The sequence below is a fragment of the Rhodanobacter sp. FW106-PBR-R2A-2-24 genome (genome assembly GCF_058789615.1).
Map to the genome: position 1 here is coordinate 169,799 of NZ_JBYTBV010000002.1, position 19,235 is coordinate 189,033.

The following is a 19,235-nucleotide window of genomic DNA, read 5'->3' on the forward strand; positions in this document are numbered from 1 at the left end:
CGTCACGGCCGCGCAACATCGACAGGGGACTACGTCATGAAACCCATCCGCTCGTACTTCGGGCGCTTCGCGCTGCCTGCGGCCATTCCGCTGCTGTTCGTCATCGGCGCGCAGGCCCAGGTGGCGCCGCCACCGGCCAATCGCCAGCCGCAGCCGCTGCCGCCGCCCAGTGCCTGGACCCGCGCCGATTCGGCCGACGGCACCACCACCACCTACAGCACGCCGACCGGGGCCTTCCCGTCGTCCGATCCGTGGGTGAACCCGACCAACCTGCTGCCCACGGTCTACGCGGACGTGATGGCGGTCAACGGAAAGCCGATCCCGAACACGCTGCCGTCCACGCCGGAGCATCCCTACAACCTGCACGACGATCCGACGGTGGTGCCGATCGACGACACCTCGCCGGCCGACGACCTGGCAGCGATCTTCCAGGGCTGGTACGCCCGCGGCAGGTATGCGCCGCGCCGCTTCGATTCGGCAGCCCTGCAACGGGGCATCGACATCCTCGAAGGCAACCCGGTGCCGGGGCGCGTGTACAGCGGCATGCCGATGCTGCACTACATGGCCGGCAGCGAAGTGCACAAGGTGGTACCGGTCTACGACGCCAGCGGCAAGCCGATCGGCGGCAACGTGACGGTGCACCAGGTCTGGTTCGGCCAGCACATCGAGTCGGACACGTCGTACATCGACCCTTCGGTGATGCTGCAGCCGGCGTTCAACGATCTTCCGTTCACCATCACCTATGTGGTGGACGCGCTGCACCGCGGCGCGGACGATTTCTCGCCGATGGAAATGTTCTTCGACGATCCGGACGTGCTGGGCAAGGCCAAGCCGCTGGTGATGATGGACGCCACGTTCTACCCGATGCAGGACGGCACGCGAACCACTTTCGTGGTGCGCGAACCGCCGGCACGGTTCTTCAACCTCATCTACACCTGGGGCTGGCGCAATCACCCGGGGCGCGTGCAGGTGATGGAGAACGCGCTGAAGACCGCAATGGGCAACACCCTGCCGGGATGGGAGGTCGCCACTTTCGGCGCCAACCCGCGTGCCAGCGAGGCGTCGAAGCAGGCCGCCATCGCGATGATCGGCGACTTGTCGCCGGCCAAGCGCATGTGGAATGCACTACACGCCCTGCAGCAGAAAGGATTCAATCCGCCGCTGATGGCCGAGTACGAGCGCGCCTTCCACCAGTGGCAGCAGCGCAACAAGCTGCCGGACGGCGTCAAGCCGGATCCGGACGCGGACTACACGCTGTTCTACGTGAACAACACCATCTACGGGCAGATGCGCGACTACGCCCGCTACAACCGGCATCCGGAGCTCAGCAAGTGGCATCTGCGCGGCACCCAGCTGCGGGTGAAGCTGCTCAACGGCGACTACTTTCCGCACGGCTACGTGTCGGTCGATTTCGGTGGCCTGCGCGGCTGGGAGAACACCTTCCAGAACACCATCCCGCTGGGTGGTGCCGGTGCGTGGTTCAGCTTTGGCCGCGACTACTGGGAGCCGAACACGCCCACGCCATCGCTGGTGCCGCCGGCCGTGAAGGCGGCCCCGTTGCCGGTGCCGGGCGAGGCCCGGGCCCGTATGGCGGCGGTGCTGCAGCGTCCGGTCGAGAGCAACGCCCTGCGCGACGATCCGTTGCTGCGTCGCTACCGGCTCGATCACCTGGACCCGGATGCGGTGAGCTGGCCATCGTCCATGCCCAAGGGCAGCCGCATCGCTCCCAACGGGGATACGCTGGGTGAGCACACGGTCATCCTCAATCTCAACTACGAGCCATCCAGGCGCCTGCGCATCTATCAGTTCGACCCGCTGCACCATACGCAGGCGATCTGGTCCATCCACTGAGGCAGGGCCGCCGCGCGACCGTTAGTGCCGGTGCGCGGTGGCATGGAAAAACAGGGGAAACGGTGAAGACCAACGAACAACGCATGGCGTGGACGCGCCATGCCCGGCTGGCCATGGCATGGGCCGCCGCTGTCCTGGCGGCGGCGGCCGGAGCGCGGGCGTCGGACGCGGCCACGCATCTGCACGATTACCGCTTTCCCGCGGTGTCGCTGCTCGACCAGCATGGCCACGCCGTGCATCTCGAACAGGTGATGACCCCGCATCGCGCGGCGGTGGTGGAGTTCTTCTTCACCGCCTGCACGACGATCTGCGGCGTGCGCTCGGCGCAGGTCGCCGCGGCGTTGCCGATGCTGGCCCGGGATGGCGTGGCCGTGGATTTCTACACGGTGTCGATCGACCCGGACCATGACACGCCCGAGCACCTGCTCGACTATGCCCGCCAGTTCGGGCCGCTCTCGCCGGCCTGGCATCTGCTGACCGGCCCGGCGCAGTCGGTGCGCGCCGTGCAAACCGCCTTCGCCGCCGAGGACCCATCCGGAGACAAGATGATGCACGCGCCGCTGACCTTCGTCTGCGCCGGGAAGGGACAGCCGTGGTTGCGCATCGAGGGCATCCTGTCGACGCGTGAGCTGGTCGGGCGGATCGAGCGGCAGGTTGCGGCGGCCCGATGAAGCGCCTGTGTGCCGGGCTGTTCGTGGCCTTGCTCGCCTTGACGACGCTGGCCGCAGCGCAGGCAGGGAAGGGCAGTGACGAAGTTGCGCTGGGGGCACGCCTGTACCGCGAGGGCATCGGCGTCGACGGCCGCAATGTCACGGCTGTCTCGCAGGCGGACGTGCCGCTGGCCGGCGCGCAGGCCGCCTGCATGAGCTGCCACCGCCCCAGCGGGCTCGGCTCCAGCGAAGGCGGTTACTACGTGCCGCCGATCCACGGGCCGGTACTGTATGCGCCGCGGCAGCTGGATCGCCTGCGGCTGTACCCGGAGTTCTTCCACCAGATCCAGCCGGAGTCGTTCAAGACGCGCCTGCACCAGCCGCACATGCGACCGGCCTACGACCTGGCGACGCTGGCCCGGGCGCTTCGCCGCGGCGTCGACGCCGCCGGCCAGCCGCTGGCGCCGATCATGCCGCGCTACCGGCTGTCCGATCGCGACGTGGCCGCGCTGGACGCGTACTTGCACACGCTGTCCGCATCCCCCGATCCGGGCGTCGACGCGGGTACGATCCATCTCGCGACGGTGTTTTCGGACAACGTGCCGCCGGCCGATCGCGCCGCCATGCAGTCCACGCTGGAGGCCTATGTGGCCTGGCACAACCAGCGGCTGAACGGCGACCGCGCGCGGCGCGGGTTCTCGGTGTACGGGCGTTCGCCCTTCGTCGCCGTGCTGCCGCGCTGGTCGCTGGCGATCTGGACCTTGACCGGCGAGCCATCGACCTGGCGCGCGCAGATGGAGCAGCACTACCAGGCCGAGCCAGTGTTCGCCGTGGTGGGTGGTCGGGTGGATGGCCCGTGGGATGGCCCCGGCGGATTCTGCGAGGCGCGGCGACTGCCCTGCCTGTTTCCGGACACGGAGTTGCCGGCCTGGCCGATCCGTCCGTTCACGCACACCGCGTATTTCACCGCCGGCCTGATGCTGGATGCCCGAATCCTCGCCGGGTATGCCGCCGCCCATGCGAAGCCGGGAGACGAGGTCGTGCAACTGGCCGGCGACGACGCGTGGGGCAGGGCACCAGCCGCCGAATTCACGCGCGTCCTGCAGCAGCAGGACGGCCACGTGGCATCGCTGCGCACGATCACCTTCGCCACGCCGGAGCAGCTGACCGCGGCGCTGCAGCACCAGCTCGGCGCCGCGCGGCTCGTTGTGCTCTGGCCGGGGCGCGACGTGGCGACCGCTGTCGCTGCCCTCGCCGCGGTGCCGACCGGGGCAGCGCGCATCCTGCTGCCGCAGTGTGCGATCCCTGCGGCGGCAGCGATCCCCAGCGCATTGCGCGACCAGGTGCGCTTCGCCGATGCGGACGAGCTGGAACCCTCCCGCCACGCGCGCTCGTTCGAGACCTGGGCGTGGATGCGCACGCGCCACCTCGGCCAGGATCATCCGCGCCAGCGGCTTAAGGCGTACTACGTCATGACCTTGCTGGACGCCGCGCTGGCCGAGATCAGCCACGACTTCTACCGCGAGCACCTGATCGAGCGCATCGAGGACGAATCGCAGAAAGACATCAACCCCGGTCTCTATCCGCGCATGGCGCTATCGCCCGGCGAGCGCATCGATGTCAGATCCGGGCAGGTGGTGGAGCTGGATGCCAGCGCGCCATCGGGTGTCCGCGCACAGCGAGATGCCTTGGCGGGCGAGGCGATGCACTGATCCTGGCGTGCTGCAACCCCGCTCAACGCTGGAATCCCTGCTGAGGCCAGCTCGGCCCATTTTGAAAGCTGGGCGCAAGAATGGCGGCGCAAGGTCAACGCACTCTCGTCGAGGGGGGCACTGCAGGGACAAGGTGTTTCGACGGGATGTTCCGGTCTGCGTGTTGCGCTGCGGTTGCTGCCGCAGCCGTCGCGTCGTATGCGCGATCCGGCCTTTCGTAAGTCATCGCATCTACTGGAGGGGACTCATGTTTGCAAGAACATCTGTGTTTGGCTGCCACGTGCTTTGCGTTGCCATCGGTCTGGGTTTGGCCAGCGCGGCTCAGGCGGATGCGCGATCCGCGCCCGACGTGACACCTGCGGTACAGCACGACACGCTTCACTCCTTGCGGGGTGTGATGCCGCGCCCCGACGATTTCTCCAAGAGTGGCCAGAACCACCCGGCACGTCCGCTGCCGTGGCTGGATGGTCCGGGCACACCGAACGACGGCGCCCTGCAGATGTCCCCCAGTGGCGCGTTCGCCCCCGTTGCCGGCTCCGGAGTGGATGGTGTGGGCAACGGTTTCAGTGGGCCGCAGGGCGTCTTCACGGTGAACAGCGCGCCACCGGACACCAATGGCGCAGTGGGTGCCACCCAGTACGTGCAGATCGTCAACAGCGGCTTTGCGGTGTTCGACAAGGCGACCAAGAACGTGGTGTACGGCCCGATGCCCACCAACGCGCTGTGGAAGGGCTTTGGCGGCCTGTGCGAAGCCGACAACGACGGCGACGCCGTGGTGGTGTACGACAAGGCGGCTGGCCGCTGGATCATCTCGCAGTTCGCGGTGACCAACGCCGGCACCAGCAGCGCCCCGTACCTGCAGTGCGTGGCGGTGTCACAGACCAGCGACGCCACCGGCGCCTACAACCGCTATGCCTTCAGCTACGGCACCGTCTTCCCGGACTATCCGAAGATGGGTGTGTGGCCGGACGCGTACTACGAAACCTTCAACATGTTCAACGGCAACACCTTCGCCGGTGCCAAGCTGTGCGCGTATGACCGCAACGCGATGCTGCAGGGCCTGCCGGCGACGCAGCAGTGCTTCCAGTTGTCGACGAGTTACGGCGGCGTATTGCCGGCCGACCTCGACGGCTCCACTCCGCCGCCGGCGGGCTCGCCCAATTACCTGATGAACTTCACGGCCGGGCAGCTGAACCTGTGGAAGTTCCACGTCGACTGGAGCAACACCGCCAACACCACGTTGACCGGTCCGGCGGCCATCCCGGTGGCGGCCTTCTCCACTGCCTGCGGTGGCGGCGCCTGCATTCCGCAGGCGAGCACGAAACAGAAGCTGGATTCGTTGGCTGATCGCCTGATGTTCCGCTTGGCCTACCGCAACTTCACCAGCTACGAGTCGCTGGTGGTCACGCAATCGGTCAAGGTGGGGACGACCCGGCGGAACCCGTACACCGGCATCCGCTGGTACGAGATCCGCAACCCGGGCACCACGCCGGTGGTGTACCAGCAGTCCACCTACTCGCCGGATACGACCTACCGCTGGATGGGTTCGGCGGCGATGGACAAGCAGGGCAACATCGCATTGGGTTACAGCGCCTCGAGCAGCTCGATCCATCCGGCCATCCGCTACACCGGCCGCCTGGTAACCGATCCGCTCAACACGATGCAGGCGGAGAACAGCATCCTCGAGGGTCTGGGTTCGCAGAGCGGCAGCAATCTGTCGCGCTGGGGCGACTACAGCGCGATGACCGTTGACCCGGTCGACGACTGCACGTTCTGGTACACCAACGAGTATTTGAAGAACACGGGCGCCTTCAATTGGAGCACGCGCCTGGAGTCCTTCAAGTTCAGCACCTGCCAGTAATGGCCTGAAACCATCCCCACCCGCCATGCGGGTGGGGATGCCTCGGCTTCGCCCTGTCGGAGCCAAGCAGCTGCGTCGTTCCCTACCGCATCCCCGAATCGCACACGATCTGCACGCGGGTCAGCCGACCATCGCGCACCTGCGCGGGCATGACCGGGCAGCGGGGAAGCGCGGCGCCATGCACATCGATGACGACCTCGTAGGCGCCCACCGGCACCGACACGGTAAACCGGCCCTGATCGTCGGTGGTGGCATGCGCCACTTCGTGCCCGTCGGATCTCTGCACCCGTACTGCCATGTTTGCCAAGGGCGCGACGCCAGGCGCCCCGATACGCTGTGGCCCCGGCCGGGCCGGCGATACGCTGACCGTGCCATCCAGCCCGGTAGCGCCGTGCGCGGCCATGACCGGGCTTCCAACCATCAAGGCCAGGATGGATAACCGCTTGAGCTTCGACATGGGGCATCTCCCGAGTACCCGACCGTTTGCGGCGGGAAAGGTGTCAGCGGCAATTCCGATGCGGCCTGGGAGGATTACCTCCACTGGCAGGCCCAGACCGCAAGCGGGTGGCGCGCATCAACAAGCTGATCGACGACACCCTGCGCCATCCCCTCGAAGGCATCGGCAAACCCGAACCTTTGCGGCACGGGCTGGCAGTTTACTGGTCGCGCCGCATCAACGACGAGCATCGCATGGTGTACAAGCCCACCGCCGACGCGCTGCTGATTGCGCAGTTGCGGTATCAGGGGGATGGCCGAGATTCGTGCGAGAACGCTCATTTAGGTCGTAACGCCTTGTTTTGACGAGTCCTTTAACATCCAGGCAGGCCGATTCTTCCCGGGGCGTTGATGGCCAAGCAGGCGGGATAGCGGAATCTGGGAGTCGCGTTTCAAGGCCTCGATGGATCGGCTGGTATCGATAGTGTGCTGGCCGAGTCGGTTGATGTGCTGAGTACGGTAGGGGCCAAGCGCTTCGATCATTTCGGGCGTGATCTCCCACCCCTCTCCGCGCAAATCCACGAGTATTCGCTGCATCTGCTGGACGTTGTGGAACATGATCATGTTGGCAACGGCGTGGTTGTAGCGGATGAGCTTCTGCTGCTCGTGGCGAATCGTCTCGTCGATCAGGCCGTCGTTGGCGAAGAAGGCCCACTTCGTGAAGTGGTTATAGGCCTCGCTCTTGTTCGCTGCGGCGCTGACGGCCTTCCGCATGCGGGGATCCTCGATGTATTCCAGCAGATAGATGGTGCGGTAAGCCGCGCCCATCTCGTGCATGGCGTCGTGGATCTTGTTCTTCTGACTCTTGTTGTTGAAGCGCCGCAGAATAGTCGAAGGGCTGATGCGGCCAAGCTTCATGGAAATGGCGTAGCGCAGGATGTCGCGGTAGTGCCGCTCGATGAGATCCCACTTGATCGAGCGGTTGAACAGTGCGTCGATGTGCTTGTAGCTCTTCTTCTGGCTCGGCCGGTAGAGGTTGAGCTCCTTGAACCGCCGGATGCGCGGCATCAGCTTGGCGCCGAGGAAAGGTGCCAGGCCGAAGGCCACGTAGTTCTGCGCATGCGTGTCGCCGTGCAAATAGGTTGGCCGAATATCTGAAGCGTTCTCCTGGCAGAGATCGAGGATGTAGTGGCCCTCATAGGCTCCGCACGTAATGAAGCGCGAATACAGCGCCACGTAGGTGTCGGACACGATGTAGTAGCCGATGCCGCCGTAGCCGCCATACCGGATGTGGAATTCGCTCATGATGGTGTTGTCGCGCATCGTCCACTTCGTGCCGTCCCCGGAAGCGGATTGGCCCGATCCCCAGTACGCTGGAAGCTCCAGCTTGACATAGGCATTGATCACGTCGTTGACGACACGACGCAAGGTCTCTTCGTTGACGTATTTCAGGTTGAGCCACGCGGCTTGCTTCCGGGAGAGGTTCTTCACGCAACGCGCCAGCTCCGTGGGGCCGATGTTGCAGCCGTAGCAGAACAACGTCAGCACGACACGCCGCAACAGGTCGTCGACGCGCCCCTCGGTGCCGGCCAGCCGCTTGAAGTGCTTATCCACGCCGAGCCACTTGGTGACGTCCACCAGGACGTCCACGATGGTGGTGGCCTCCATCCGGTCGCTGATTTCCGTGTCCAACCGGCTAATGGCCTCCGCCAGCGGCGTCTTCTTGAGCTTGCTGAGCACGATGTGGCCATCGACGATGCGGGCATCCGGGAGATCCGGGAACGCCTTGTCGACGCGCTCGCTGGTCGCGACCAGTTCGTCCTTGAGCATTTTGACGAAATCCTTGCCGGTGGCCGGCATCCCGGACACCTCGACAAACCCTGGCAGCTCGCGGTCGAGCGTAGCGTCGTCGACAAGCTGCTCGCGGAAATCGTCGTAGGTGTTGCCGCCCGGAATGAAGACATCGCCCGTGCTGATCTCGTCCTTGAGCTGGGTCAGGATGGCCAGTTCAAGGTACCTGCGGTGAATCTGCACCGCCCCGGCGTCGTCTTTAGCGCCAATCACGACGTGTTTTCGCCAGCGGGATGACATCCAGTCAAGGTCACGGTGGACGTCGATCCCCAGAGCCTTGGGAGCGAGCAGCATGGCCTTCGTCGACCGGCATCGCTTCAGCACATCAAGCATGCGCTCCATGACCTTGTCGTCGCTCGTACTCTTGAGAGCGATGAGATCCAGGCAGTTCATCAGTATGGATCGTTGCTGGCCATACGGGCGAAGGAGGAACGGCAGGTAATTCTTGCCGGCGTAGGCCAGGTGCTCCGTACACTGGGTGATGAGATCGGCGGGTTCGCCGTCAAGACTTTCCTCGATGGCGATCAGGCGTGCCTTGTGTGAACCTTTGCGAACGAAGGCCTCCAGCATGTCCTTGAGCTGAAGGACCAGACGCTCGGCCCGTTCAGTGTATTCCAGGTGGTGAGCGACCAATTGCGAGGTCGCGTTGTTTTCCAGCGCCCGCATCATCTTGACGAAGATTTCGCCGGCGTCGTCGAGTGTGTGGGCGTACTGCGCGCGGATGTAGATGACCGCCAGCGCATAGCGCTTGATCGGCTTTTGCGCACGCAATTCGCTGGCGTCCAGGCTGGCCGCCACATCGTAAAAGTATCGGTGTTTGGGGATCGGCAAGGCCAGCGTAGGCATCTTCTCGGCCAAGGCACGCAGCCGTACGACGTGCTGCAGGTAGTGCCGTGCCTCCTGGTTCGTGGGTTTGCGCGATTCGCGCTTCAGGGTATGCCACCCGGTGCTCGCGCGGTCGCCGGCATCCAACAGCCCGTCGATGGTTCGCTTGAGTTCCGGCGTGAGCTGGGCTCCTATCGCACGATAGTGCCGATCGTGCACCGCTTCCCGGGCGGCAGCCGCGATGCGATCCAGCGCGGCGAAGGACGGGAGATCGTACCGGTGGTGCGCCAGTTCTTCGAGCATCGTGTTGATGATGTCGGGGAGGACGCTGCGCAGTTCGGCAGCCTTCTCGGCCACAGTGGTCAACCAGGCGGCGGCCTTCGCGTCGTAGGCGCGCACGCCGATGTAGTCGCGAATTTTTGCCAGGTGCCGTCGGCCAGTCGGGGACGCGTCGTATTGGCGCAACGCCGCGGCGGTTGGCATGCGGCGCGCATTGACCGATTCGGCAACCTTCAGCAAGAGATGATTCGGTACGCCGACCAGATCGACAAACCGCCCCAGCCGCTGATGCAGCTTCAGGTGGAACGCCGCGGCTAGGCGTCCGTCGGCTGTTTGCGCCAAGGTCTTGATGAACGCCCACTCCTCCGGCGAGACGGTGTAGTGGTTCTGGACTTCGGCATCGGATGGTTGCTGGTTGAGGAGTGGGTAGGCGGTCTCGTCAATCTTCGTCATCGATACGTTGTTCCTGACCTACTCCCAGCGGCGATCGCCTTTTCTTTCACGGATGGTCGCTTCCAGATAACAGGCGTTGTTGTCTGCAATACGGTACATGTCATCGAACATGGCGGCGATGGTCTCTTCCAGTTCGGCATCGTCCGGGATGCCAATGTGGAAGCGGTAGCCCTCCACATCGGCACGCTGCGCGCCATGCCGTGCCAGACAGGCCGCTTCGATGAGCTGCCGTGTCTTGGAACGTCGACGCGAGCTCTGCGTGTACGAGGTCAGAGCGAACTGCACGGTGAGTTCCGCCTTGGGAATGGGGGCCGGAGTGATTGCCGCGGGAAGTGCGGGCATCACTGCAGGTTGCGCCGATGGCGTTGCCGTGCTTGTCGGCAGGAACGGCAGACTAGCATCTACGTAACGCATGGCCGTATCGACTTTGCGCCATCCCACGTACGCCATCAGGCTCTTGATGTCCCAGCCATTGGCGTTGGCCCAGTTGGCGAAGCCGCGCCGCAACGAATGACCGCTGTACTCCTTGGCCTGAGCCAGGCCGGCCTGTGCAAATACCCTGCGTAGGATCGGCACGATGCTGTCGACATCCAGCGGTGTGTCGCCCAGCTTCCCCCACCGGTTGATACCGACAAATAAGGGGCCTTCCGTTCGCTTCGATGCGGCGATCCATGCCTGCACAGCGTCGACCGGACACCAGCGCGACAGTGCAGGTATCTTGAACGTTCGGCCATTGTTGTCGCGATCCGTCTTGCTGCGCGGGAGAAAGCCTGTCAACCCTTCGCCAGGTCGAAGGTTGAAGTGTTCGATGCGTAATCGGGTCAATTCGTCGGCACGGAATCCCTGCCAGAAGCCCAACAGCATCAGGGCGCGGTCGCGCCGATGTTGCATCGCGTGCACGACGTCGCCGTTCTGCTCTGCCAGGATGGCTGCGCTGTCGAGCCAATCGGCCACCGCACCCAGCGCAGTCAGCTGCAGTGGAACGGCCTGTTTCTCGACCGACGGGTGCAATGCCTTGATGCCCTTGAGCACCTTTCGCACCAGCGCAGTGCGTGTTGGATCGGCAAATCCCTGCTCGATGTGCCAGTTTGCCAAGGCTGCCAGGCGCTGCCGGAGCGTGTTAATGGAAAGCCGATCGGCATGGTCGGCGAGATAGCGCGCGGTGCTGTCGGCTGTCGCAGGCAGGTGGCCACCCCATTCCACCTCGAAGTGACGGATGGCTGAAGCGTAGCTGCGCTGCGTGTTGGCGCGAGTTGCGGCGTCGAGATACGAGCGAAGATCAACCATAACAGAACTGGGCGCCCAGTTGTAAGCGAAGATTTTAACCTGTGCATTCTCGACAGACATGCATCGCCGCTGCATCATGCGGCAAAAATGGCGGAGAAACCGCCTCATGACGGGGCCAATATCTAACGGTGATCGTGAAGCGAGAGCGGGCACAATTAACTAGTGCGGTCAAAAAAGCGGGATGATCAGACGATCCTTAGATCCTAGTAACTCCACCCACGTCGATCCACAGGGTCACCGGGACGGCGAGCATGCCTATGGTAGGCCCGGTTCGGATAGGGTGCACGCTTGAACCCTACGTTGCTTACGTCGTTCTTTTCGCTTGCGACGATCATAAAGCCACAAATACATCGCTGGTGTACTGAGCAGGGTCAACAATTGGGATGCCACCAAGCCACCGACTATGGCAATGCCAAGTGGTTGGCGGGTTTCTGCCCCCATACCGAAGCCGATGGCAAGCGGCAGCGCTGCAGCAATGGAGACGATCGTGGTCATCATGATCGGCCTGAACCGGGTCAACGCCGCCCTGCGAATAGCTTCAACCGGAGTAGCCCCATGCTCCCTTTCTTCCACGAGGGCGAAATCGACCATCAATATGGCGTTCTTCTTCACAATCCCAATCAACATGAGTACGGCTATTACCGACATAGCGGTAAGCTGCGTATGCGTGATCAGCATCGCTAGAAATGCGCCCATGCCAGCAGCGGGAAGCGTGGACAGGATAGTCAGCGGATGAACGAGGCTTTCGTAGAGAATGCCGAGTACGATATACATCGCTAGCACCACCGTCACCAAGGCAACCAGTGCGTTTTGGATAGTCTGCATCAGCTTCAAGTTCGTCCCGGTGTAACGCTTTTGAATGCCTTGTGGTAGATGCGCCATGAATATCGCTTTTTCTATCATTTTTAGACCGGAAGCCTCCGTGACGCCCGGACTGAGGTTGTAATTGATGGATGACGATTCGACCTGGTTGTAGTGTTGAATATCGGTAGGCGAAATTCTCGGTTCGACGTGCGCTAGCGATGACATGCGGATCATCTTGCTCTTGGCGTTGCGGACGTAGACGTCAAGCATCGCATCCGGACTTGCCGCCTGCGCATCAGCGGCAGTCAAGACCACATGATGCTGGCTGATATCCGTGTAAATTACCGAAACTTGGTTCTGCCCGAAAGCGTTGTAGAGCACTGAGTCAATCTGCCCCATACCGACATTGAGCCGGGAAGCTGCATGGCGGTCGACGATCAGGCGCTGTTGCTTACCGATGACGTCATAGCTGGTCGAAACGTCTTGGAACTGTTGCAGTTTGCGCATGATCTTAGCTAAGCGCAACGTCGGCATCTGCAGTGAAGAACCGTCGTTGCTGACCAGATCAAACGAATACTGTCCGCCGGCGCCGTTAGAGCCACTATCAATAAACTGCATGGCGGTCATCCGTATCTTGAGTCCGCGGAACCGCTTGCAAGCGTCGCTGAGCCTCGCGATCACTCGTTGAAGCGAAATATCGCGTTCTCCGCCCCTATGACCGCGAGGCTTCAAGTCGACAAACAAAGATGCCTGATTGCCCACCGCGCCGTTATTGCTGCTGCTGCCCAAAACACTCGTGATGTCGACTACCGCCGGGTCGCTCATTATCGCGGTAACAACGGCTTGCGTCTGCGACGCCAGCAGGATCGGCGATATGTTCGCATCCGCAACGATCTGCACCTGCAGCATCCCGGTATCCTCCTGGGGCATAAGTCCACCGCCGGCGGTTTCGATGACCGCGAGTGCCAGGAGGCCCGACACGACTAGCAGCAACGGAGATTGCCAGCGCAGCAGCCTTCGATGCCCCATGGCCCAATCAAGCAAGCGCTTGTACGCGTCAAGGAGCAGATGGTCGAAACCGTCAAGCCGCTGCAACAAACGACTCTGCCGATGGCTATCCCGAGGCCGATCGAGCAAATAGCGCCCACACAGTGCGGGAGTCAGCGTTAGCGATACGACTGCGGAAATCACGATCGTGGCGATCAGCGTGAGCGAGAATTCTCTCATCAACATGACGAGAATGTTGTTGCCGAATACCAGAGGAGCGAACATCGCGACGAGTGACAACGTTATAGACAAGATGGTAAAGCCAATCTCGCGGGTGCCCCGCAATGCCGCTTCCGGCGCCGTACGACCTAGCTCGATATGTCGAACGATATTATCGATGACAACAATTGCGTCGTCGACCACAAAGCCAATGCATAGGACCAAGGCGATTAGCGACAGGGTGTTGAGGGTAAAACCAAGAAACCACATCAAAACAAACGCACCGGCGATCGCCAGCGGAACGCTAAATATCGCAATCAAGGCTGGCCTCATCTGGCGGAAGAAAACAAGCATGACCAAGGCAACCATAGCGATACTCGTCAGCAACGCTACTTCCACTTCCCGAATTGCTGATTTTGTGGAACCGGTAAGATCGAAAATCGGTGTCATCTCGACGTCAGCCGGCAAAAGGTAGCCCAGCTTTGGCAATGTTTTGCGAATGGCTCGAACCACCGTTATTGAATTTGCATCCGCTCGTTTGGTGATCTGCATGACGACCGCTCGCCGACCATTGAACCAGCCTGCTTGATACTCGTCCTCCTGGCCGCTTGTCACGGTGGCCACATCCGACAATCGAACCGGAACACCATGGCGAGTCGCAATTACCAGCGACGCAAACTCCTGTGGCGTTTGTAGGGCATCGTTGGCCACCACCGTCATTTGGGTGATGCCATTGCTCAGCGTCCCTTGTGGCGAGCGGACATTAGCAGCGGCCAGCGCATTGGCCACATCGTTGGCGTCCAGCCCAATTTGCGCAAGCGCGCCGATATTCAGCGCAATGCGGATGGCATGCGGCGATCCGCCAAATACCTGAACTTGAGCCACGCCAGGAATCTGTGCGACAGCCGGCTGCAAAAAGTTATTTGTGAGGTCGTACAACCGTGCAGGCGGAAGACTGCTCGAGGTCAAGGCGACCAACAGAATAGGAATTTGCGACGTATCATATTTGTAGAATTGCGGCGGCGATGGCATGTCGGCCGGGAGATCTTTTGTCGCTGCGTCGATAGCCGCCTGCACGTCGATTGCCGCTTTATCCGCATTTTTATCGTAGTCGAATAGTAGTTGTATCTGAGTGCCGCCGCCCGTGGTGTCGGAGGTCATCTCGGTACCTGATTAGCGACTTTGCTCAGCTGTTCGTCGCGTGATTTGAGACGCGGCGAGCGCAACCTCGGTGCCATGTTCGAAGCGGGAGAACGATCATGGCGATGAACCAAGTGCAGTTCCAGGCGGGATTGTCGATGGCGCAGTTCATCCAACGCTACGGTACCGAGGCCAAGTGCTATCGAGCGCTGTATCGCGCCCGCTGGCCGCACGGTTTCCGGTGCCCCCATTGCGACAAGCGGCCGCGCTCGCGCTTCCGTCGCGATGGGCGGGTGTACTACCAGTGCCGCGCCTGCCGCCACCAGACAACGCTGACCAGCGGCACGCTGTTCGGTGCCAGCCACCTGCCGTTGACGACGTGGTTCCTGGCCATGCACCTGCTGACAGGCAGCAAGACCAACATGTCGGCGCTTGAGCTCAAGCGCCATCTCGGCGTCAGCTACGACACGGCGTGGAAGCTCAAGCACAAGGTCATGCAGGCGATGACCGACCGCGAGGCGCCGCGCCAGTTGGACGGGTTTGTCCAGATCGACGATGCGTACCTTGGTGGCGAGCGCAACGGCGGCAAGCCGGGGCGCGGTTCGGAGAACAAGCAGGCCTTTGTGGTGGCCGTTTCGACCGACGCCGAGCTGGAGCACCCGACGTTTGCCGTCATCGAGCCGGTGCGCAGCTTCGACAATGCGTCGATGAACGACTGGCGCACGCGGCGACTGGCGCCGGGCGCCGAGGTGTTTAGCGACGGCCTGGGTTGCTTCCGCCGCTTGGCCGAGGGCGACCACGCGCACACGGTGCTGGTGACCGGTGGTGGCCGCGCCAGCACCGAGGTGAAGGGCGCGCGCTGGGTCAACGTGCTGATGGGCAACGTCAAACGCGCCATCAGTGGCTGCTACCACGCACTTCGCCAAGCCAAATACGCCCGCCGCTACTTGGCCGAAGCCGCCTACCGCTTCAACCGCCGTTTTCGTCTCGCGGACATGTTGCCGCGACTGGCGCGAGCCATGACCCTCTGCAACCCTTGGCCAGAGCCGCATTTGCGTGCTGTCGACAATTTTCATGGCTGAGCGAAGTCGCTAATCAGGTCTCGGTAACGCCGGGAATGCGGCCTAATTGGCGTTCGAGCGGCGCCACAATCGTGGTGGCCATGGTTCTCGCGCTAGCGCCGGGCATCTGAGCGAATACTGCCACGCCTGGGAAATTCAGCGATGGCAGCGCAGCTACACCCAGCAGCCAATAGGCGCACAGGCCCGCGAGGATCAGCCCTATGCCAAGGAGCGAGGCCCCTACCGGGCGATTCAAGATGCGCGCAAAGATATTCAAGCCAAACTCCGATCACCGGCGGGAGACAAATCTTCCATAGGACTGCCTGATTAGCGACTTTGCTCAGCTGTTCGTCGCGTGATTTGAGACGCGGCGAGCGCAACCTCGGTGCCATGTTCGAAGCGGGAGAACGATCATGGCGATGAACCAAGTGCAGTTCCAGGCGGGATTGTCGATGGCGCAGTTCATCCAACGCTACGGTACCGAGGCCAAGTGCTATCGAGCGCTGTATCGCGCCCGCTGGCCGCACGGTTTCCGGTGCCCCCATTGCGACAAGCGGCCGCGCTCGCGCTTCCGTCGCGATGGGCGGGTGTACTACCAGTGCCGCGCCTGCCGCCACCAGACAACGCTGACCAGCGGCACGCTGTTCGGTGCCAGCCACCTGCCGTTGACGACGTGGTTCCTGGCCATGCACCTGCTGACAGGCAGCAAGACCAACATGTCGGCGCTTGAGCTCAAGCGCCATCTCGGCGTCAGCTACGACACGGCGTGGAAGCTCAAGCACAAGGTCATGCAGGCGATGACCGACCGCGAGGCGCCGCGCCAGTTGGACGGGTTTGTCCAGATCGACGATGCGTACCTTGGTGGCGAGCGCAACGGCGGCAAGCCGGGGCGCGGTTCGGAGAACAAGCAGGCCTTTGTGGTGGCCGTTTCGACCGACGCCGAGCTGGAGCACCCGACGTTTGCCGTCATCGAGCCGGTGCGCAGCTTCGACAATGCGTCGATGAACGACTGGCGCACGCGGCGACTGGCGCCGGGCGCCGAGGTGTTTAGCGACGGCCTGGGTTGCTTCCGCCGCTTGGCCGAGGGCGACCACGCGCACACGGTGCTGGTGACCGGTGGTGGCCGCGCCAGCACCGAGGTGAAGGGCGCGCGCTGGGTCAACGTGCTGATGGGCAACGTCAAACGCGCCATCAGTGGCTGCTACCACGCACTTCGCCAAGCCAAATACGCCCGCCGCTACTTGGCCGAAGCCGCCTACCGCTTCAACCGCCGTTTTCGTCTCGCGGACATGTTGCCGCGACTGGCGCGAGCCATGACCCTCTGCAACCCTTGGCCAGAGCCGCATTTGCGTGCTGTCGACAATTTTCATGGCTGAGCGAAGTCGCTAATCAGGTAGGACTGATGCGGCGACCCGATAGGCCGATCGTGAAAGCGGTCGCTTAGAACGCACGCCTGTCGTCGGACCGACTCGATATTGGTCGATGGTCGGCGCCAGTACCCAATGCTTTTGTTTCGGCGAAAGACCAGCTGCGGGGCGACGAGCACTCGACCCGATAACACCGCAACACCCTTCTCGGGTGTGCGGCAGCCCCGGAATTCGCTAGCTCGTACCCGCTGCGTTTTCGCCGAGAGTCCCGGATTGATCGCCTCCGAACACATTTCGGCGTATCCAAAAGCGGATGAAGGGAGCCAGCAACTGAGTGAGAGTGTGGTTTCGGAAGCGCAGTGATATCCACAGATCCAGACGCGTCGCTCCAAACTTCCTCTTCATCACGTAGTTGGTGGTACCGAGGATGATGGTTTTGCTTTGCGAGCGGATGCCATACTTGATCGCTTCGTAGATCAGCACATACCAAGTGTTGAAGTATTTCACCGAAGCGTGTTCGATGCCGCAGGGACCACACCAGAGAACCGCGCTCTGTTCCATCAGAATCAGGAATCCGACGATGCGCCCGTCGCCGGCGCGCACCAGAATTGCCTTGCTGTTGAGCATCGATAGTGTTGCGAGGCCCTCGAAGTACTTGGGCGGCAGCGGGTCGTCCTCCTTGATTTCGCTGGCGCGTTCGGCGACGGCGTGGTAAAGCGGATACATATCGGATATGTAGCGGCCGAAGTCCTCGGTAATTTCCACCCGAAGGCCGGCAATCTGCGCATCTTTCTCTATCTTGCGAAGGTAATATCGCTTTTTCTTGTCCAGTGTCGACGTGTAGTCTTCGTAGTTCACGAAGCCTGAAAGGTCGATATCGGACTGGGTACTGGCATAAATATGGCGGTTTCAAGGTCCACGTGCAACATGATCAATGAATTGTTCCGGCGCTTGCTTCGGCGAGCCTCAGGTGGTCGTTGTAGACCTCCAGCGGGGTACGGAATTGATGACGCTTTCGCGGTCGGGTGTTGAGGCTGAGGGCGATCTGGTTGAGCTCGTCCTGGCTGTAGACCGACAGGTCGGTGCCCTTGGGCAGGTACTGTCGAAGCAGGCCATTGGTGTTCTCGTTGCTGCCGCGCTGCCAGGGGCTGTGCGGGTCGGCGAAGTACACCTGCACGCCGGTACGCAAGGTCAGGGCGTCGTGGTAGCTCATCTCCTTACCCTGGTCGTATGTCAGCGTCTTGCGCAAGGCTTCAGGGATGCTCTTCAGCGCCTTGCCAAAACTCTCCAGTACGTCGGCTGCGCTGGCGCTGCTCATCTTGGCCAGCACCACGAAGCCGCTGGTGCGTTCGACCAGTGTCCCCACGGACGAACGGTTGCCGGCGCCCTTGATCAGGTCGCCCTCCCAGTGTCCGGGAATCAAGCGATCCGCCACTTCCGGTGGACGTACGTGGATGCTCTGCATGTTCGGTATCTGGCCGCGTCGATCCATCCCGCGCGTGCGTGGCTTGCGCGTGCTGCGGCCTTGGCGCAGGCAGTCGATCAACTCCTTGCGCAGTTCGCCGCGCGGCACCAGGTACACCGCGGTGTAGATCGTTTCGTGAGACACCCGATAGCTCGCCGCGTCAGGAAAGGCCCTCGCCAGTATCCCGGCGATCTGCTCCGGCGACCAGCGTGCCCGCAACAGCGCCTGCACGGTTTCCCACAGCGCAGGGTCGTCCAGTTTTCGCGTCACGCGCGGTTTGCTCCGGCATTCCCGACTACGCTGATGCGCCGCCTGCGCCTTGTAGTTCGCCGGGTCGACACGTGCCCGGCGGCGCTCGCGACTGATCGTGCTCGTCGCACGTCCCAGCGAGCGGCCAATGGCACGCAGGCTGTCACCCGCCTCCAAGCGGCGCTGAATCTCCACTCGCTCTTCCAGGGTCAGTTCGTTGTACGTTCTCATCGCAACAGCCTATGTCAGAATCGGCAAGGTGTTGCACGTGGAGTTTGAGACGGCCTATTGATAAAGCCAAGGTCCTGACTGTTGCTGCGTAATAACAGTTCGCCCTTTTTGGCTTCGAACGGCTTCAGCGCTACGACATGGTATTTGAGGTGTTCAGCGCAAAAGTGCAACATGGCGCGCATGATGTTTTTATACGAGTCTGCGGTGGTGTCGACCCAGTGCGCGTTAGCGCTCATCGATCCACCGAGTATGAGGACTTTCACTTTAAGGCCCAAGACGAAGGTGATCGTCTGAACCGAAAAATACGCGACGGCCACCGCGCGCCCGTTTTCGTCGCGGCCCAGCAGATAATGGTGTTGCCTGTTCGGTTCGCATGCGATGAGCGCTCGAAGGTAGTGGAGGCTGCACTCTGGATTGTGGGCCGCCAACTCTCTATTCCATGCGTTGCTGAAGATCAAATCCTCGGGTTGTACAAGAGAAAATGTCAGTTTCATGGGAATGTCCGTTT

At 62.3% G+C, this 19,235-nt stretch carries 13 protein-coding genes and 2 pseudogenes; 7 read left to right on the top strand and 8 right to left on the bottom strand.

The window, feature by feature from the left end:
* Nucleotides 1-36: 36 nt before the first annotated feature.
* The 4 genes from AC3WQA_RS01855 to AC3WQA_RS01870 all read left to right on the top strand — a co-directional run bounded on the left by AC3WQA_RS01855 (nt 37) and on the right by AC3WQA_RS01870 (nt 6,074).
* Nucleotides 37-1,851, top strand: a complete 1,815-nt coding sequence (locus tag AC3WQA_RS01855) for a hypothetical protein (RefSeq protein WP_492673417.1) — start codon at nt 37-39, stop codon at nt 1,849-1,851.
* Between the two features lie 62 nt (nt 1,852-1,913).
* Complete coding sequence (locus tag AC3WQA_RS01860; RefSeq protein ID WP_492673418.1) at nt 1,914-2,522, top strand: SCO family protein; 609 nt, start codon at nt 1,914-1,916, stop codon at nt 2,520-2,522.
* On the top strand, nt 2,519-4,213 hold the full coding sequence (locus AC3WQA_RS01865) for a c-type cytochrome (protein ID WP_492673419.1): 1,695 nt from the start codon (nt 2,519-2,521) through the stop codon (nt 4,211-4,213). The genes AC3WQA_RS01860 and AC3WQA_RS01865 overlap by 4 nt, the downstream gene beginning before the upstream one ends.
* A 397-nt stretch (nt 4,214-4,610) precedes the next feature.
* Nucleotides 4,611-6,074, top strand: a complete 1,464-nt coding sequence (locus AC3WQA_RS01870) for a hypothetical protein (protein ID WP_492673420.1) — start codon at nt 4,611-4,613, stop codon at nt 6,072-6,074.
* A gap of 82 nt (nt 6,075-6,156) precedes the next feature.
* Here the strand turns inward: AC3WQA_RS01870 and AC3WQA_RS01875 are convergent, their stop codons facing one another.
* Complete coding sequence (locus AC3WQA_RS01875; RefSeq protein WP_492673421.1) at nt 6,157-6,531, bottom strand: carboxypeptidase-like regulatory domain-containing protein; 375 nt, start codon at nt 6,529-6,531, stop codon at nt 6,157-6,159.
* A 107-nt stretch (nt 6,532-6,638) separates the two neighbouring features.
* Here AC3WQA_RS01875 and AC3WQA_RS01880 point away from each other — a divergent pair, with 107 nt between their 5' ends.
* Nucleotides 6,639-6,875: a Txe/YoeB family addiction module toxin gene (locus AC3WQA_RS01880; RefSeq protein ID WP_492673422.1), complete on the top strand. Its 237-nt coding sequence runs from the start codon at nt 6,639-6,641 to the stop codon at nt 6,873-6,875.
* An 87-nt stretch (nt 6,876-6,962) separates the two neighbouring features.
* Here AC3WQA_RS01880 and AC3WQA_RS01885 read toward each other — a convergent pair.
* The 3 genes and pseudogenes from AC3WQA_RS01885 to AC3WQA_RS01895 all read right to left on the bottom strand — a co-directional run.
* Nucleotides 6,963-9,917 (bottom strand): annotated as a pseudogene (locus AC3WQA_RS01885) (Tn3 family transposase); the annotation flags it as partial.
* Nucleotides 9,918-9,935: 18 nt separating this feature from the next.
* Nucleotides 9,936-11,264 (bottom strand): site-specific integrase, encoded by a 1,329-nt coding sequence (locus AC3WQA_RS01890; protein WP_492673423.1) that lies wholly within the window; start codon nt 11,262-11,264, stop codon nt 9,936-9,938.
* A gap of 195 nt (nt 11,265-11,459) precedes the next feature.
* Complete coding sequence (locus AC3WQA_RS01895; RefSeq protein WP_492673424.1) at nt 11,460-14,375, bottom strand: efflux RND transporter permease subunit; 2,916 nt, start codon at nt 14,373-14,375, stop codon at nt 11,460-11,462.
* A 98-nt stretch (nt 14,376-14,473) separates the two neighbouring features.
* On the opposite strand from AC3WQA_RS01895, the gene AC3WQA_RS01900 reads away from it, so the two are divergent.
* Nucleotides 14,474-15,436, top strand: a complete 963-nt coding sequence (locus AC3WQA_RS01900; RefSeq protein WP_492673425.1) for an IS1595 family transposase — start codon at nt 14,474-14,476, stop codon at nt 15,434-15,436.
* Nucleotides 15,437-15,455: 19 nt separating this feature from the next.
* On the opposite strand, the pseudogene AC3WQA_RS01905 reads toward AC3WQA_RS01900, so the two are convergent.
* Nucleotides 15,456-15,692: pseudogene (locus tag AC3WQA_RS01905) on the bottom strand (efflux RND transporter permease subunit); the annotation flags it as partial.
* A 136-nt stretch (nt 15,693-15,828) separates the two neighbouring features.
* Here AC3WQA_RS01905 and AC3WQA_RS01910 point away from each other — a divergent pair.
* Nucleotides 15,829-16,791 carry an IS1595 family transposase gene (locus AC3WQA_RS01910; protein WP_492673425.1) on the top strand — a complete coding sequence of 321 codons (963 nt, stop codon included), beginning with the start codon at nt 15,829-15,831 and terminating at the stop codon, nt 16,789-16,791.
* A 225-nt stretch (nt 16,792-17,016) separates the two neighbouring features.
* Here the strand turns inward: AC3WQA_RS01910 and AC3WQA_RS01915 are convergent, their stop codons facing one another.
* The 3 genes from AC3WQA_RS01915 to AC3WQA_RS01925 form a co-directional block, all read right to left on the bottom strand.
* Nucleotides 17,017-17,640 (bottom strand): GNAT family N-acetyltransferase, encoded by a 624-nt coding sequence (locus tag AC3WQA_RS01915; protein ID WP_492673426.1) that lies wholly within the window; start codon nt 17,638-17,640, stop codon nt 17,017-17,019.
* Nucleotides 17,641-17,713: 73 nt separating this feature from the next.
* Entirely contained in the window at nt 17,714-18,727 is a 1,014-nt protein-coding gene (locus AC3WQA_RS01920) for an IS30 family transposase (protein ID WP_492673427.1), read from the bottom strand.
* A gap of 14 nt (nt 18,728-18,741) precedes the next feature.
* Entirely contained in the window at nt 18,742-19,221 is a 480-nt protein-coding gene (locus tag AC3WQA_RS01925; protein WP_492673428.1) for a hypothetical protein, read from the bottom strand.
* Nucleotides 19,222-19,235 lie beyond the last annotated feature (14 nt).